This is a genomic window from Ruminococcus intestinalis, assembly GCF_014288065.1.
Lineage (GTDB): Bacteria > Bacillota > Clostridia > Oscillospirales > Acutalibacteraceae > Ruminococcoides > Ruminococcoides intestinale_A.
This window is the reverse complement of record NZ_JACOPS010000001.1, coordinates 136,415-153,133: the sequence shown is the minus strand read 5'-3', so window position 1 is coordinate 153,133 and position 16,719 is coordinate 136,415. Positions and strand designations below refer to the sequence as shown.

18 protein-coding genes are annotated in these 16,719 nt (G+C 39.2%); 7 read left to right on the top strand and 11 right to left on the bottom strand.

From position 1 onward, the window contains the following. Positions 1 to 31: 31 nt before the first annotated feature. The 3 genes from H8R91_RS00740 (at position 32) to H8R91_RS00730 (ending at position 1,126) form a co-directional block, all read left to right on the top strand. A complete protein-coding gene (locus tag H8R91_RS00740; RefSeq protein WP_022233975.1) occupies positions 32 to 379 on the top strand; it encodes a type II toxin-antitoxin system PemK/MazF family toxin in 348 nt (115 codons plus the stop codon). Positions 380 to 561: 182 nt separating this feature from the next. Next, positions 562 to 807: an IreB family regulatory phosphoprotein gene (locus H8R91_RS00735; RefSeq protein WP_022233976.1), complete on the top strand. Its 246-nt coding sequence runs from the start codon at positions 562 to 564 to the stop codon at positions 805 to 807. A 16-nt stretch (positions 808 to 823) separates the two neighbouring features. Then, positions 824 to 1,126, top strand: a complete 303-nt coding sequence (locus H8R91_RS00730) for a hypothetical protein (protein WP_186934490.1) — start codon at positions 824 to 826, stop codon at positions 1,124 to 1,126. A gap of 525 nt (positions 1,127 to 1,651) precedes the next feature. Here H8R91_RS00730 and H8R91_RS00725 read toward each other — a convergent pair. The 4 genes from H8R91_RS00725 to H8R91_RS00710 are packed head-to-tail and all read right to left on the bottom strand — an operon-like array spanning position 1,652 to position 3,872. Then, complete coding sequence (locus H8R91_RS00725; protein ID WP_186934489.1) at positions 1,652 to 2,203, bottom strand: GNAT family N-acetyltransferase; 552 nt, start codon at positions 2,201 to 2,203, stop codon at positions 1,652 to 1,654. A 6-nt stretch (positions 2,204 to 2,209) separates the two neighbouring features. Further along, positions 2,210 to 2,758 (bottom strand): Maf family protein, encoded by a 549-nt coding sequence (locus tag H8R91_RS00720; protein ID WP_186934488.1) that lies wholly within the window; start codon positions 2,756 to 2,758, stop codon positions 2,210 to 2,212. A gap of 12 nt (positions 2,759 to 2,770) precedes the next feature. Beyond that, positions 2,771 to 3,298 (bottom strand): nitroreductase, encoded by a 528-nt coding sequence (locus tag H8R91_RS00715; RefSeq protein ID WP_186934487.1) that lies wholly within the window; start codon positions 3,296 to 3,298, stop codon positions 2,771 to 2,773. A 1-nt stretch (position 3,299) separates the two neighbouring features. Then, complete coding sequence (locus H8R91_RS00710; protein ID WP_186934486.1) at positions 3,300 to 3,872, bottom strand: uracil-DNA glycosylase; 573 nt, start codon at positions 3,870 to 3,872, stop codon at positions 3,300 to 3,302. A gap of 159 nt (positions 3,873 to 4,031) precedes the next feature. Between H8R91_RS00710 and H8R91_RS00705 the strand changes: the two genes are divergently transcribed. Then, positions 4,032 to 4,601: a PduL/EutD family phosphate acyltransferase gene (locus H8R91_RS00705; RefSeq protein ID WP_186934485.1), complete on the top strand. Its 570-nt coding sequence runs from the start codon at positions 4,032 to 4,034 to the stop codon at positions 4,599 to 4,601. A 109-nt stretch (positions 4,602 to 4,710) separates the two neighbouring features. Here H8R91_RS00705 and H8R91_RS00700 read toward each other — a convergent pair whose 3' ends face one another. Further along, a complete protein-coding gene (locus tag H8R91_RS00700) occupies positions 4,711 to 5,499 on the bottom strand; it encodes an alpha/beta hydrolase (protein WP_186934484.1) in 789 nt (262 codons plus the stop codon). A 95-nt stretch (positions 5,500 to 5,594) separates the two neighbouring features. Here H8R91_RS00700 and H8R91_RS00695 point away from each other — a divergent pair, with 95 nt between their 5' ends. Then, a complete protein-coding gene (locus H8R91_RS00695; RefSeq protein ID WP_022233985.1) occupies positions 5,595 to 6,023 on the top strand; it encodes a hypothetical protein in 429 nt (142 codons plus the stop codon). 47 nt (positions 6,024 to 6,070) lie between these two features. Here H8R91_RS00695 and H8R91_RS00690 read toward each other — a convergent pair whose 3' ends face one another. From H8R91_RS00690 to H8R91_RS00665, 6 genes are all read right to left on the bottom strand, one after another. Next, positions 6,071 to 7,423: a D-alanyl-D-alanine carboxypeptidase family protein gene (locus H8R91_RS00690; RefSeq protein ID WP_186934483.1), complete on the bottom strand. Its 1,353-nt coding sequence runs from the start codon at positions 7,421 to 7,423 to the stop codon at positions 6,071 to 6,073. Between the two features lie 25 nt (positions 7,424 to 7,448). Then, entirely contained in the window at positions 7,449 to 9,494 is a 2,046-nt protein-coding gene (recG, locus tag H8R91_RS00685; RefSeq protein ID WP_186934482.1) for an ATP-dependent DNA helicase RecG, read from the bottom strand. Positions 9,495 to 9,598: 104 nt separating this feature from the next. Beyond that, entirely contained in the window at positions 9,599 to 11,242 is a 1,644-nt protein-coding gene (locus tag H8R91_RS00680; RefSeq protein ID WP_186934481.1) for a DAK2 domain-containing protein, read from the bottom strand. A 117-nt stretch (positions 11,243 to 11,359) separates the two neighbouring features. Beyond that, positions 11,360 to 12,133, bottom strand: coding sequence for a TIGR00282 family metallophosphoesterase (locus H8R91_RS00675; protein WP_022233989.1), 774 nt, complete (start codon positions 12,131 to 12,133; stop codon positions 11,360 to 11,362). Positions 12,134 to 12,181: 48 nt separating this feature from the next. Further along, positions 12,182 to 13,360 (bottom strand): sporulation protein YqfD, encoded by a 1,179-nt coding sequence (locus tag H8R91_RS00670; RefSeq protein ID WP_186934480.1) that lies wholly within the window; start codon positions 13,358 to 13,360, stop codon positions 12,182 to 12,184. A gap of 14 nt (positions 13,361 to 13,374) precedes the next feature. Continuing rightward, the gene (locus tag H8R91_RS00665; RefSeq protein WP_022233991.1) at positions 13,375 to 13,647 is read right to left on the bottom strand and encodes a YabP/YqfC family sporulation protein; all 273 of its coding nucleotides are present in this window, start codon (positions 13,645 to 13,647) and stop codon (positions 13,375 to 13,377) included. A 75-nt stretch (positions 13,648 to 13,722) separates the two neighbouring features. Here H8R91_RS00665 and H8R91_RS00660 point away from each other — a divergent pair, with 75 nt between their 5' ends. Further along, positions 13,723 to 14,790 (top strand): hypothetical protein, encoded by a 1,068-nt coding sequence (locus H8R91_RS00660; RefSeq protein ID WP_186934479.1) that lies wholly within the window; start codon positions 13,723 to 13,725, stop codon positions 14,788 to 14,790. Positions 14,791 to 14,802: 12 nt separating this feature from the next. Next, entirely contained in the window at positions 14,803 to 16,635 is a 1,833-nt protein-coding gene (gene asnB, locus H8R91_RS00655) for an asparagine synthase (glutamine-hydrolyzing) (protein ID WP_186934478.1), read from the top strand. The last annotated feature ends 84 nt before the right edge of the window (positions 16,636 to 16,719 follow it).

Genomic DNA, 16,719 nt, shown 5'->3' with positions numbered 1-16,719 from the left:
CAGTAATCTAATTATTTGGAGCGTGAAAGTCTTGAATATCAAACGAGGGGATATTTTTTATGCAGATTTAAGTCCGGTGATAGGCTCTGAACAAGGCGGAATAAGACCCGTACTTATAGTTCAAAACGATGTGGGAAACCGATTCAGTCCTACCGTTATAGCGGCGGCCATCACAAGTCAGCAGTCAAAGGCAAATCTGCCCACACACATTCCGCTCAATGCAGATTCTTCGGGACTTGCCAAAGACAGCGTTGTTTTGCTTGAACAAGTCCGCACCATAGATAAAAAACGACTCAAAGAAAAAATGGGCTCGGTTGACCAAAACTATATGAGCGAAATAAATGACGCAATTTCTATTTCTTTCGGACTTAATGTCTGATTAGGTGCTACATATTTGTGGCACAATCTACAGCCTTCCTGAATTGGGAGGCTTTTTGATTTATAAAAACCAATAAAATAGCAAATTTAAACAATTCACATAAAATTCACGAAAATGGGCTTGAAAAATTAACTGATTTAGTATATAATATAAAAAGAATAATTTACAGGAGGTGTTTCGGTATGTTGGATAAGACTATGATTTTCTCACTTGGTGAGGAACGGGACGATGCTATTAAAAGAAGTCTTACCATCGTTTATGATGCTCTCAGACAAAAGGGCTATAACCCAATAAACCAAATAGTAGGCTATATTCTTAGTGAGGATCCCACATATATAACAACTTACAACAACGCACGCAACATTATCAGTAAAATTGACCGTGACGACTTACTTGAAGCACTCGTAAAATCTTACCTTAATGTTTAGAAAGGACTGATGCTTCGTGGCAGAAGCTAAAAAAACAGCTCAGGAATTTTCCACCTATAAGGGCAGACCGCTCGTAAGGTGTGGCGATGAGATTTATTACGGCAATATGTCTGAACCATATGTTATCAGACTTCAGGTAAAAAGCAAAAACGAGGTAAAAGGACTTCAGGTTGCGGATAAAGTTACTGTTCAGTTACTTGCCACTGACCCTGACCTTTCACCAAGAAAGAAGCTTGTAAAATCAAGCGAAAAGCACGGACTTTTTGTTGCAATGGATATTGCTGACATCTGGCTCGAAAGAGCACTTGCCAACAACTGAATATTAACGCTGAAAAAGCTATCACATTAATTTGTGATAGCTTTTTTGCTTTTTGTAAGAAATCTTTATCAAAAGTTGGAGTAATTTATGGTTTAGCTGATTGCTTTATCAAGCAATTATAAAAGTTTGGCCGACCTTTTCAAAGGTCGTGGGTGTGGGCAAAGCCCACAAATATTTTCCGTTTATACAAACTAACGATAGCCAAACAGCTTGCTGTTTGGCGGCTTGAGTTCAACGGCTTAACCTATAAATGCGACAGCAACAAGAAAAGCCATTCGTTATATAATGAAAAGTTAATTATTTCTTTTATAAAAGGCTGTCGCCTGTTTTTCAAACTATGTGCAAGCACGCAAACAGCTACGCTGTTTGCGCCTGATAAATTGTTATATCGGAAGATTTTTATGGGCGCTGCCCAAACCCGCAATTTTTGAAAAAATTGAGTAAACTTTTTTGTTTTTGGGAGGATAATTCAGCGTTAGCTAAATTTCAATCCCCTACCGACACTCCGCTAAACCGTAATTTATATCAGTTTTCATACATTTCTATCTTATACAGCTTTGAGAAGAAAAAGCCTGTATAATTTTTCATCATTTCTCTGTATTCTTCAGGCTTTACTTCTCCGCCGAATCCCATAGCGTCATAAAGCACATTTCCCTCTTTGATAGAAATACTTAGCTTTTTAAGTCCGTTTTTCAGATAAAATCTGCTTCTGCTAAGGCGTTGAGCGTAATTTTCCGCATTTTTGTCAAGCTGTTCAAGTGCAAGAAAAAATCTTCTGCCACTGTAAAGTTTATGAATCTCTCGGAGCACGGCAGAGCCTATTCCTTGCCCTCTTTGACTGTCATCAAGAGCAAAGTAGAAAACATACGAAAGGTCAAGATAATTAATTATATAAATCATTCCGACCCATTTTTTCTCACAATAAATTGCAAGAAAATCGACATCTTCTCTTTTGGTTCGTTTTATCATCAAATAAAACGGTGCTCTTTCTTCAGACGGAAAAGCCGAAAAATACAACTGTTTGATTTGCTTATATTCAGGAAGTTTTTTTGTTACTCTTTTAAATTCAATATTCATTTTATCCTATCCGTTTAATTCTTTATTGAGCCTTGCAACAGGCAAACCTACCACATTAAAATAATCGCCGACAATGCCTTTCACAAGCAATGAGCCTTTGCCCTGTATTCCGTATGAGCCTGCCTTGTCCATCGGCTCTCCTGTGGCAATATAGCTTTCGATTTCTTCTTCGGTAAGTTCGTAAAACTCAACCTCCGTAACTTGTGAAAAGCTGTTTACTTTACTGTTGCCGCAAATACAACAGCCTGTAATTACCTTGTGCTTTCTGCCCGAAAGTTCAGTCAGCATTTGCTTTGCATCCTCTTTGTTTTTAGGCTTGCCAAGCATTTTACCGTCAATAAAAACTCCTGTATCACAACCGATTACAACATCATTTCTATGTCCGTTTTCATATATATGCTTTGCCTTTTTCACAGCAAGGTATTCGGGACTTTTTTCGGTTTCAATATTATTTGGCACACCTTCGTCTATATCGGACGGTATCACAATAAAATTTTCGGCAATCAGCTTTAAAAGCTCCTGTCTGCGTGGAGATGCCGATGCAAGAATAATCATAGAACTTACCTCTTAATCTACATAAAAAACTCTGTTTTCTTTGCGTGGATGCTCTGTGGGATAATTACCGTCAACATAACCGAGCGCACAGTTGCCGATACCCTCATAATCGCCCTCTATGCCAAGCGATTTGAGCAAATCTTTGCCCTCTTCCCTTTCAAAAAATTCTTTGGCACGGTGAATCCAACAACTGCCTATACCGAGTCCGTGAGCGGCAAGCATAAGATTGCCCATTACAAGCGAACCGTCATAAAGATAAGTAGGTACACTTTTATCCGCAAGAACTATGAGCATTACGGGCGCATTGTAGAACGGGTCAAAACCGTCGGGTTTACCCATAATCTCCGCATTAATTTTTGAAATTTTATCTCTTAATTCTTTATTTGTAACGGCAATAATGATAGGTGACTGACTGTTTCTGCCTGATGCCGCATATGTACCGGCTGTAATGATTTCATCTATAATTTCTTTTGGAATCATATCCGATTTAAATTTTCTTACGCTTCTTCTTGTAATCATCAGGTTTACTGTTTCATTCATTTTAAACTTCTCCTTTATTTAATTCTTCAAGTCTGTCACGCAATTTTAAAAAATCGTCAAAAGCCTCGGGCTTTTTGCGTGGATCTCTTAAAACAGCGGCAGGATGCAGCATAGCCATCATTTCAAAATTACCTTTTTTAAACCACATTCCGTGTTCTTTGGTAATCTTTATGTCAGGCTTAATAAGTTTTGCCGCTGCAATTCTTCCAAGACAAACTATTATTTTAGGGTTAATCAGTTTTACCTGTGAGCGTAGCCAACCAATGCACATTTCCTGTTCCTCGGGTTTAGGATCACGATTTTGCGGCGGTCTGCATTTTACAATATTTGCAATGTAAATATTCTCGTTTCTGTCGAGGTCAACCGCAGCAAGCATCTTGTCAAGCAGTTTGCCTGCTCTGCCCACAAAAGGTTCACCTTGTAAGTCCTCGTTCTCTCCCGGGCCCTCGCCTATAAACATAATATCGGCATTCGGATTTCCCACGCCCACAACTACATTTGTGCGTGTTTTGCAAAGTTCACACTTTTGGCACGCTTTGCACTCGCTGTATAATTCTTCCCATGTTCTATACATTTTCTTATCATTCCTTATTTTTAGAAATTAAAATATCCAAACTAAAATATGTCCGAAAATTAAATACATTAGCGTAAATGTGTTGAAATTTAAATAATTTAGTAGTAAAATATATTCAAAGCCATTGGCTGTATTTATTTATGATTGGTGGTAAAAAATATGAAAATTATGGTAGAAACCTCTGCTCGTCACATCCATGTGACAAAGGAAGTTTTCGCAACACTTTTCGGTGCAGACGCAACTCTCACTAAAAAGAAAGATCTTTCTCAGCCCGGTCAGTTTGCCTGTGCGGAAAAGGTTAAGGTTGTTGGCCCTAAGGGTGAAATGATGATGTCAATTCTCGGCCCTGAGAGAAGTGCTACTCAGGTTGAGGTTGCACTTACAGACGCAAGAAAGCTCGGTATTGTTGCTCCTGTTCGTGAATCAGGCGATATTGCAGGTACACCGGGCTGCAAACTTGTAGGTCCTGTCGGTGAGTGTGAAATTGAGTGCGGTGTAATCGCTGCTAAAAGACATATTCACCTTACTCCGGAAGCTGCCGCTGAATTTGGCGTAACCGATAAGCAGATTGTTTCTGTTAAGGTTGGCGAAAACACAGGCAGAGCAACAACATTCGGTGATGTTGTTGTAAGAGTAAGCCCAAGCTATGCTCCTGCAATGCACATTGATACCGATGAATCAAACGCAGCAGGTCTTAGCGGTACTGTTGACGGCGAGGTTATTCTTTAATAGTTACATATCGGCATTTACGCTCTGTCTTAAAGGCAGAGCGTTTTTTGTTGCTTTTATCGCTTATTTAAACTTACCGATATAAATTTTCAATATTTTCACAGCTTTTTTACCTTGCTTTATCAAGAAATGTGTGCAGAAAATCAGGGAAAATTTCTCTCCATGCTTTTTCGTTATGTGCATTTTCAAAAAGCAAAACTTCGTTGAACATATCGTACGGATAACCGACCTCCGGTAAAAGGTCGTACATCATCTCCGTGCTCTGCATCAAGATTTCTTCAAGTGGATCTGCATTTCCGCAATACATATAAATATACGGCATATTACCGTTCACTTTTGAAAGCAAATATGCTCTCCAATCGTCTTCCGTATAAACTGCAAATGCAGGCGACAATGCTCCTACAAATCCAAACTTGTCGCTGTGCTCCATTCCCTCAAAGAAAGCCTGCAAACCACCCGATGAACTTCCGCATACCGAAACGCTTTCTTTATTTTTCTTTACAGGAAAATTATTTTCGATATAAGGGATAACAGTATCCGTAAGAAAGCTGTCAAACACCTCGCCCTCGGGAGAGAAAATATCATTAAAATAATCTCTGTGCTGAATTTCACCTATGCATTTCGGAGTAAGCTCACTGTCACGATATATATTGCCGTTGTCAATTCCGACTATAACGGCTGAAAGTCCTGTGTTATTCTGCTCATTTTCAACAGCAGAAATAACATTCCAACTTCCGTATTCCGTACTTTCTTCGTCAAACAGATTTTGTCCGTCAGTCATATAAATTACAGGTAATTTTTCATCTTCGCTATGACTTGGAATATATACCCAAATTTTACGCTCTCCTCTTTCGTTCGGAAATGGAAGTGTAAAAGTTTTTAATTCTGAATTAACCATTAATATCACCATTTATATTAAACCACAAATCAAAGCCTCTTGCAAGATGTATATTTTCCAAATGTTGAATAATAATATTTTCAGAGGTGATTTTTGTGATTAACGATAACGAAATGCTCAATTATGTCCTGCAAAATGCCGAGATGGGCTGCAACGGTATTTCTGCTGTTCGCAAGCAATTAAAGGACAACAAAGTTGACGGTGTACTTTGCGAACAGCTTATAAAATACAGCAAGTTATACCATTGTGCAAATACAATGCTTAAAAGGCGAGGTGCGGATGTACACCATGTCAGTCCGATGACAAAGGCGATGACAAACTATGCCGCAAACCGTGATTTAAAGCGTGATTCATCAGCCTCGCACATTGCGGAAATGATGATTAAAGGCAACACAATGGGCGTAAACAAAATGGCAAGACATATGCGTGAATACGACGGCAGTGACCCGCATATAACGATGCTCGCCAAAAAGATGCTGGATACCGAAGAAGAAAACATAGGAGAGCTTAAATCTTATTTATAGGCATTACAAAAGCCACCGCTTAGCTTTGCGGTGGCTTAGTTTAAAAATTAAAGATTGCGGTAATGCTTTACCTTTTTGGCTGCTTTGGCTTTTTTGCGGTTGATTTTAGAGGTAATATAGTAAATTACAAGAATTATTACAATAACTCCGACTGCTACCAAGAACCAATAAGATTTCATAATTGTGCCGATTACATTCATTACATAAAGGAATCCGCTGAGTTCTACCTTTTCACTCGGCACAAGATTAACTGTAGCAAGTTCCTGTTTTTCAGTCATTTTATCGTCCTGGTAATAAATAGTAGCTGTGCCTACAACCGTATTTGTATCAAGCGGTGCGTCAACTTCGTCCGGAACATTGGTTTCTATGGTAATCCATTTTTCCTCATAGTCCGATGGAACAATAGCACTGAAGTTCTTTTCGGGAACGAGGAGAACAGAATCTTTACCCCACGAAAGTTTAACTTTTTGCTCACAAATAGGAGTTTTTGTTGATGCTACCGTATTAAGTTCAAGACTTGTAAGCGCCCAGCGAAAAAGGTCGGCGGCATCTGTAAAGGTATAATACTCTTCCTCAACACCCTCTTTATAAGGAGCTTTTAAAAGTACAAGCAAGTACGAATATCCGTCTGCCGATGCGGATGTAACAAGACATCTGCCCGCCTGGTCTGTAGTACCTGTCTTTATACCCTTTGCGTACATATAGTAATAATCTCCGCCACGCCACTGGTCGATAAGGTAGTTTGTTGTGGTAAGCGGTTCGTCATCGCCCTCACAATAATACTCGGTTGTATTTGTAATTTCTTCAAAATAAGGGAGTTTTAATGCATATGAAGCCATAGTATACATATCTCTTGCTGTTGTGTAGTGGTCTTCATCGTGCAAGCCGTCGGGGTTTTTAAAGTGTGTATTCTTTAAGCCAAGCTCTTTTGCCTTATCGTTCATCATATCAACAAATTTGTCAATACTTCCGCCGCCTACATAATCGGCAAGAGTCATTGCGGCGTCGTTGCCGGACGGAACCATCATACTGTAAAGTAAATCTTTAACAGACATTGTTTTTCCGATGTGAGCCTCAAGGTTGGCAACAGAACTTCCCGTACCCTTTAGCTTGTCAAGAACATCTTTTTTGATAGTTACCCTTGTATTTTCAATATCGTCCACATTTTCAATAACAACTATGTAAGTCATAATCTTTGTGGTAGATGCCGGATAGCGCTTGGTATCAGCCTCTTTTTCATAAACAGTCTGACCTGTATCCGTATTTACAAGTAAGATTGACTCCGATTTTGTTGCAACGCTGTTTGTAAACGAAGCAGCTCCTGCTGTTGGTGCAAATACACAGGCAAGCACAACAAGCGTGCAAAGCACCGACAATACCCTGATAAATTTCCTTTTCATAAACTTGATTACTCCTAATAATATATTAATTCAGACAATTATGACCGTTTGAAGAGAAAAGTCGGTCAACCTCTGCCCTCAACAATCTTAAATCATCATGATAAAGATTTTTATAATTAAATATAATAAAATCAGCCATTTTTTGCGAAAGCTCCAAACTTTTGGTATCTGCAAAATCGGCAATCGCCATTTGCGGCAGACCGTGCTGTCGCTCTCCGAAAAAGTCGCCTGGACCTCTCAATTTTAAATCTTCGTCGGCAATTTTAAAGCCGTCATTTGTACTGCACATAACTTTCAGTCTTTGCATAGTTTCGGGATTTCTGTTATTGCTTATTAAAAAGCAATAAGAATCATACTTACCTCGACCTACTCTTCCCCTTAGCTGGTGAAGTTGAGAAAGGCCGAATCTCTCCGCATTTTCTATTGTCATAACGGTAGCGTTCGGAACATCTACGCCTACCTCAATTACAGTCGTTGCAACAAGCAAAGAAATTTCGTTATCCGCAAATTTTTTCATAACCTCGTCCTTTTCGGCAGGTTTCATATGTCCGTGAACAATTCCGACTGAAATATCAGAAAAATCATTCAGCATAAGCTCCGCCGCATATTCCTCCGCCGAGGCTACATTTTCAAGTTCACCCTCTTCGACAAGCGGGCAAACTATGTACGCCTGCCTGCCCTGTGCTATTTCATTTTTTATAAATCCATAGCAGTTTTTACGCTTAAGCGTGCTTATTGCATAGGTTTTAACAGGTTTTCTTGACGGCGGAAGTTCGTCTATTATCGAAATGTCAAGATCGCCGAAAATAACAAGTCCGAGAGTTCTCGGAATAGGGGTTGCGCTCATAACAAGCAAATGCGGATTACTGCCTTTTGATAAAAGTTTTGCCCTCTGCGATACTCCGAAACGGTGCTGTTCATCAGTTACAGCTATTCCGAGATTGTAAAAATTGGTTTTTTCGGTTATCAGTGCATGAGTGCCGACTACAAAAGAGATGTCGCCGTTTTCAAGTTCCGCTCTTACAGCTTTTTTCTCGGACTCTTTCATTGAACCCGTAAGCAAAGCTGTTTTTATATCGGTACCTTTAAAAAGTTCGGTAAAGGTTTTATAATGCTGTCTTGCAAGAATATCGGTGGGAGCCATAAAAGCCGCCTGAAATCCGTTGCGTATTACAGTATGACAAACGGCGGCTGCAACAGCCGTTTTTCCGGAACCTACATCACCCTGAACAAGTCTGTTCATCGGTTTTGTACCTTTTGTCAGGTCAGATATACATTCGCCTACAACCCGACTTTGTGCATTCGTCATTGTAAAAGGTAAAAGTTCTTTAAATTCATCAAAATAACTTTTAGTAATATCAACTCCGCTTTCACCTCGACTGTGTTCTTTGAGTGAACGCATACCGAGATTAAGCACAAGGAGTTCCTCTGTGACAAGCCTTTTTCTTGCCGACGCAAGCGACTCTGAATTATTGGGGAAATGTATATTATGTATTGCATATTTCAAATCACACAGAGCAAATGTGCTTCGTACGCTTTCGGGCAACGGGTCGTTTACCTTTTCAGGCAAATACGACAGAGCCTGCTTTACCGCATTTGCAATTATCTTTGAATTAAGACCTGCTGTCTGCTTATATATCGGGTGAATTTTTGAGCCCTCGCCGACAGGTGAAAAAGTCGGAGAAATCATTTGCCAACCGCCTATTCCGCCTGTAACTCTGCCGTAAAAATAATATTCTTCACCTGCGTGAATCATAGCGCTTATGTATCGGTTATTAAAAAAGACAAGCTGCAGTGTACCCGTGTCATCATACACCATACCTTTGGATATAATTCGTCCTCCGGGCAAGACTCCGTCTTTTATCTGTGCTCCGAGCACCGCTTTAATACATACATTCATACCGTCTTGCAGGCTTTCGATTTTAACGGTTGAACTCCAATCCTCGTATCCTTTCGGATAAAAACTAAGCAAATCTCCTATGCTGTAAATGCCCAGCTTATTAAAAAGCTCGGCTCTTTTTTTGCCTATTCCGTTTAATTTATCAATTGAAATTTTATACAGAGAAGCCATAATTCCACCGAAAAACAAAAGGGCGTGAATGCACGCCCCTTTCAATCAAATAACTTTCTACTTTTATACTCAGCCACAGGGCAAGCAAGGCAATGCTTACAAAATTATTCTACACTGAGGATAAAGTAATAAACCGGCTGATCACCCTTTACGAGAGTAACATCTGTGCGTGAACCAAACTTATCCGAAAGCTCGTTGAATGCTGTCTTTGCATCTTCTTCGCTGATGTCATTACCGTAAATAAGTGTGATAAACGAAGTATCACGGGTTACCATATTCTTGGCAAGCTTTACAACTGCCTTTACAGGATTTTTCTCTGTAATGGTAAGCTTACCGTTTTCAAGAGCAATTATGTCGCCCTCTTTAATCTTCTTACCGCCAAACTCACTGTTTCTTGCTGCAAATGTAACAAGACCTGTGCCTACACCTGTTGCGGCGTCCATCATAAGCTGAGCGTTGCTTTCAGGGGAAATCTCCGAATCGAAATTAAGAAGTGCTGTCATACCCTGCGGAATTGTTCTTGTAGGAACAATAACAACATTTCTGTCCTTAACCATAGGTATAGTCTGCTCGGCAGCAAGAATGATATTTTTATTATTCGGGAACACCAATACATTTTTAGCCGGTGTAGCCATTACCGCTGCGTAAATATCGTCTGTGCTCGGGTTCATACTCTGACCGCCCGAAACAACATTGGCACAACCTAAATCCTTGAAGAGGTTTTTAAGTCCCTCGCCTGCCGCAACCGCAACAAAGCCAAAGTCTTCAACAGGTTCTGCCGGCTCAAAAGTTTCTTTCTTAGGTTTAGCGACAGCCTTGACATTTTTATGCTGTTCTTTCATATTTTCAACTTTTACTGTCAAAAGCTGGCCGAACAAAAGAGCTTTTGTAAGAGCCTTACCCGGCTGTTCGGTATGAACATGAACTTTAATAATCTCTTCGTCATTAACTACTACAACGCAGTCGCCGATAGTCTGAAGATAAGATCTAAGCTCGTCCGGGTCGGGAGCGTCCTCTATATTTCTGCCTATAATAAACTCTGTGCAGTAAGTGAACTGAATATCATCGTCAAATTCAGCAGCCGCACTTTCAAAATTATCAACAGTAGCCTCTTTTTTTGCCTCGGTGTACTCAATCATTACACCGTCCTTAAGGTAGGAAAGCATACCCTCAAAGATTACACAAAGACCCTTACCGCCTGCGTCAACAACTCCTGCCTTTTTAAGAACAGGTAAGAGTTCCGGAGTAATTGCAAGTGCCTCGTTTGCCTTATTGCAAATGCACTGCCATACATAAAGGCTGTCGGAGTTTATTCTTGAAGCCTCAACACCCTCTTCATAAGCCATACGGGCTACTGTAAGGATTGTGCCCTCTGTAGGTTTCATTACAGCCTTATACGCTGCGTCAACACCGATACCGAGAGCTGCGGCAAGGCTTTTGCCGTTTACTTCTTTCATACCCTTAAGTCCCTGTGCAAAGCCACGGAAAATAAGAGATGTAATAACACCCGAGTTACCTCTTGCTCCTCTTAACATAGCGGAAGCTGTAATCTGTGCTACCTCGCCCGCATCGTCACCGTCATAATCGGCAAGAGCTTTTGCGGCAGCCATTATAGTCATAGACATATTTGTACCTGTATCACCGTCGGGAACAGGGAAAATATTAAGATCATTAATCTGATTTTTCTGTGAGCTTATATTGTTTGCACCAGAAATTATCGCATTCTTTAAGATTTCGCCGTTAAACATTGCGAACACATCCTTTATCATACAATTAAATTCATAGACATAGTTATTATATATTTTAGAACGAAATTTTGCAAGTAAAATTCGCAAAAATATAGCAAATTTAAAATTTTGGTTACCTTATTCAATTCTGAATGACTCTGCGGTCAATGTTTTGCCTGTTTTGTCATCAATATCGAAAAGCACACATTCCATTTTACATTCACCGTCCGCAAGGTCAAATCTTGCAGGCAGCTTGGTTTTGAATTTATTGATAATTATTTCGCTTTTTACACCCAAAACCGAATGAATTGTTCCTGTCATACCTACATCGGTTATATATCCGCTGCCGTTAGGCAAAACCTGTGCGTCAGAAGTCTGCACATGAGTATGTGTACCAAACATTGCAGATACCTTACCGTCAAGGAAATATCCCATAGCTCTTTTTTCGCCCGTAGCCTCAGCATGAAAGTCAACTATAATAATATTGCTCTCCGCTTTCTTAAGCATATTTTCGGCACAATCAAACGCACAATCAAGGTTGTTGTCCATAAAGGTATTGCCCATAATATTGATTACGGTAATTATCTTTCTGCCTGTATCAACATTTACAATTCCCATACCCGGAGTAGTTCCGTCAGGAAAATTTGCGGGACGAACTATAAACGGATTTTCGTCAATAAAGTCATAAGCCTCTTTACGCCTGAAAGAATGGTTGCCGAGAGTAATAACATTTACACCGCTGTCGAGAAGATAATTTGCAGATGACGGTGTAATTCCGTTGCCGTCTGCCGAGTTTTCTCCGTTGCAAAGCACAAAGTCTATTCCTTTTACTTTCTTCAAAGTCGGCAACTTATCACGCAAAAAGCGACAGCCTATACTGCCTACGACATCACCTATACATAAAATCCGCATAATATCACCCTATAATAATCTGATAAGTTTAATTATACCACATATATTTTAATCTGTCACACTTAATTCTGATGTTTGTGCTATATTTTCGTTAAAAATATAGCTGATTTCAGCATTAAAATTATTATTGCTCTTTTTTATATTAATTTTCCTGCTTACAAGCGTACTATCTTGCTTTTCAAACACTTCATAAAGCATTGACTGTGCAAGTAATTTTTTATCAAGAACAGCTTTATCCATATTTACACTGCTTTTACTAACTTCAATTTCACTCTGCGTCGTAAGCTCTATCGGTATATTTGTATTGTTAAAACACAATTTCTCTTTATTTTTTACGAACACACTGTCATCATAAGACAAAAAACTTACTGAACAGGGAAATTTAAAATTTAAAAAGCCGCACATATATCTGTCGGTTCGGTTATCGGTTATCGAATAATAATCATAGCTTTTGGGCAATGTATATTCTTTTTTATATATTACATCTGCCATTATCTCGGCACTTGCGTGCACATATTCTATTGTTTCCTGCTTTGTTTCCACTATACCGCTTACAAGCAGATCTCCTTTTACAACTCCGCTGCCTTTCATTACCTTTGTTTCCCCTCTTGATGTCTTTATACTTGTTATTACTCCGTCATTATTTGCTTTTATGTTACAAGGAGTTTTAAAGTCCGGAGTATCGGGTTTCGGAGCTTTTTCTTCAATATTAACACTCATCGTACTGCCCGTAATATTAAGACTTATCCAGCCAATCTGCTCGTTTTTCAAAATCAGTCTGCGCTCGGTATTTTCGGTATCTATAGAATTTATATACGAACCTACTTTTACATTATCCTCCTCAAGAGCGGAAAGAATTTGTGAGGTACTCAAACTCTTTGTAGGCGGTGCGTCAATATACCATATAAATTTTGACAAGACCGCAATCAAAACAATTCCGATTATTGCTCCAATCAAAAGTCCCACTCTCTGCCTATAGCGTTGTACATAAAAAGGAAGTCCGTGTCTGCCCGTAACACGCATTTTCAGTTTTGATTTATAAGCTATACTGCGTATATTTTTGTAATCATACACCTGCATTGTAGCGGTCAAGCCTTTTTCTGTGGGCTTTAAATTCCATACATTAATTCCGTTACGGGTGGTAAGATTAATAAATCGTTCGGGAAATTTTCCGCTTGCAGAAAAATCGACATAGCCCTTGCTCCATCTTATAAGCTTTAACAGCATATTAACGCCCCGCTTTATGTAATAAAATCAATTCCCGTTATAAATCCCTCAATTACAACATCAACTGCAGAAATGCACTTTACCGTAAGTCCTCTGCCACATACGGAAACAACCATTTTGTTTGTGTTAATCTTTATATTTTCGCTTTCATACCTCAACACGCCTGTCGAACCCTCAATTGTTATTCGCCTGTTGCCAAGCATATCAAGTGTCGGCAAACCTGAATTTAAATCAAGCGTAAGCGAACTTGCCGATTCGTTTTTCGGCTTATCGTTTTTTCTCTGCAAAATATATCTCTCCCGTTTCATAGCTTTATTATTATTTTTATGCAGAGTGTTACATATATATTAATGGTGATTGCTATGTTTATTAAGGCAAATTTTCACAAATTCACAGCCGCACTGCTTTCGCTTGCAATAGTTATTGTATGCATAATGCTTTTAATTTTTTCAAAAGAATGTGCAGACGGAGCGTTTTCGGGAATTGAAATGTGCATAAATGTACTTATCCCCTCTCTGTTTCCGTTTATGGCAGTGTCATCGTTTACGGTAAAAAGCGGTATTTCCGATTTTTTAGGCAAACCTTTCGGCAAAATTATGAAATCGGTATTCGGACTAAGTCCATGCTTTGCACCCATATTACTGCTTTCGGTTACGGGAGGTTATCCTATCGGTGCAAAAAGCTGTAACGAACTTTACAAAAACGGAAATGCGGGAACAGAAGAATGTAAAAGAGCAAGTATGTTTATGGTGTGTGCGGGTCCGGGTTTTTTAGTAAGTTTTATAGGAATGTCAATTTACAACGATAAAAAAATCGGCATAATAATGCTCTGCTCACAAATTTTGTCGGTACTCATTACAGGCATTGCGAATAGAATAATAAACAGAGGGAAAAATTCCGTAACAGCCAAAGTAGGCAATAATAGCAGGCTAAGTCTTACAAAATCTCTTGTGGAAGCGGTGTACGATGCATCAAAAGGTATGTTTTCAATATGCTCGTTTGTTATAGCTTTTTCCGCCGTCGCAGGTATTCTTTCGACAGTGCTTGATGACGGCTTTGTAAAAACCGCCGTGCTGTCAATATTTGAAGTGTGCACGGGTGTAAAAACGGCTTCTTCCGAATTACCTGTATGGGCAGTTGCGTTTGTGGCGGGATTTGGCGGAATATGCGTACACTTTCAAATTTTTTCAGTACTTGGCAATCTTAAGATTAATAAATTAATATTTTTCTGTTACAGAATTATTCAAGGAATATTAACCGCACTTTTCACCTATATCGGTATGCTGATATTTTACGATACCAAAAGCGTATTTTCCGTAGGTACGGTTCCAGGCAGTTCCGTTTACGGAGGCACGGCATTTTCGGGAATTGCACTTACGGCGCTGATGATTTGCTTTTTATTTTTACTTAAAAATTACAGAAACAATTAACGGAGGTTACTTATGTGTGGTATTGCAGGTTGGTTTGACAACGAAATTGATATGAGTAAACAGATTCCTGTTCTATATAAAATGTCACAAACCCTTAGCAAGAGAGGTCCTGACGAAAACGGGCTTTACATTAATAAAGGTTGTGCTCTGCTGCACAGACGGCTTATTGTTATTGACAAAGAAAACGGCAAACAGCCTATGGCGGCACGACACAGAGGAAAAACATATATAATCGTCTATAACGGAGAGCTTTACAACACCGATGAATTAAGAGAAGATTTAAAAGCAAGCGGCTATCATTTCAGAGGGCACAGCGATACCGAAGTTGTGCTTAAATCATATATGAAATACAAAGAGAAATGCGCCGATATGCTCAACGGCATTTTTGCTTTTGCGATATATGATGTAAGCGAAAACAGTATTTTCCTTTGCCGAGATAAAATCGGAGTAAAACCGTTGTTTTATTATGAATACGACGGTGGAATTTTGTTTGCGTCAGAAATAAAGGCTCTGCTTGCAAGTAAGATTGTAAAACCGCAGATTGACGAAACAGGTCTATATGAAATTTTCTTCTTAGGTCCTGCCCGTACTCCGTCATGCGGCGTTTTTAAGGGAATTAAAGAATTAAAACCGGGTGAATCGGCACTTTATAAAAATCAAAAACTGACTAAAAAAAGTTACTTTACAATTCAGGCGAAAGAACACACGGACAGCGTTGAAGAAACTGTTGAAAAAACACGCTTTTTGCTTACCGACGCTATAAACCGGCAGCTTGTCAGCGATATGCCGCTCTGCTTTTTCCTGTCGGGCGGACTTGACAGCAGTATAATTGTAAAAACCGCCTCTCAATATTATAAGGAAAATAAGCTCGGCAAAATTAACACTTATTCGGTTGAATATCGTGACAATGAAAAATATTTTAAGAAAAGTCTGTTTCAGCCAAATGCCGATTTTGAATATATTTCACTTATGTCACGCAATGCTGACAGTCGGCACAGGGAAATTATACTTGATAACAAGGCGGTTGCCGACGCACTTTATGACAGTGTAATAGCAAGAGATTTGCCCGGTTATGTAGATGTTGACTCCTCGTTACTTTTGTTCTGCGGCGAAATCAAAAAAGATTATACCGTTGCGTTGTCGGGTGAATGTGCGGATGAACTTTTCGGCGGTTATCCGTGGTACCACAATAAAGAAATTTTATTTGAAGATAATTTTCCATGGTCAAAAAGTCAGGATGTCCGCTCCTCAATATTAAAAGACGGAGTTTTGCCAAAGGGTGCAGAATATGTGCGGCAAAAATATCTTGATACAATTAACCTTGCCCCAAAACTGAAAACAGATTCAAAAACAGACGCACGAATGAGAGAGATGTTTTATCTTAATTTTTACTGGTTTATGCAATGTTTACTTGAACGAAAAGACCGCTGTTCAATGTATAACGGACTTGAGGTGCGTGTACCGTTCTGCGACTACAGACTTGCGGAATATGCATACAATATGCCTTGGAAAATCAAAGCATATAATAACCGTGAAAAAGGAATTGTGCGAAAAGCCTTTGAGGATATTTTGCCCGAAGAAATTTGTTGGCGAAAGAAAAGTCCTTACCCTAAAACCCACAACCCGATATATTTTGACATCTGTAAAGAGCGAGTTATAAATATTCTGAAAAAGAAAAATCCACTTACCGAAATGCTAAGCAAAGAAGGTATAATGAATATAATCGAAAATCCCGACAGTATAACAACACCTTGGTACGGTCAGCTTATGCAAGCACCGCAAATACTTGCGTATATTATTGAACTTGATTATTGGTTTGAAAAATATAATGTTGAAATAGTTTAAATCTTGTGTTAAAATAGCGTAAGAATGTTCAAACGGGGTGATTGTTATAAGTACGGAAACATATAAAAGCATTGTCGGTTTATT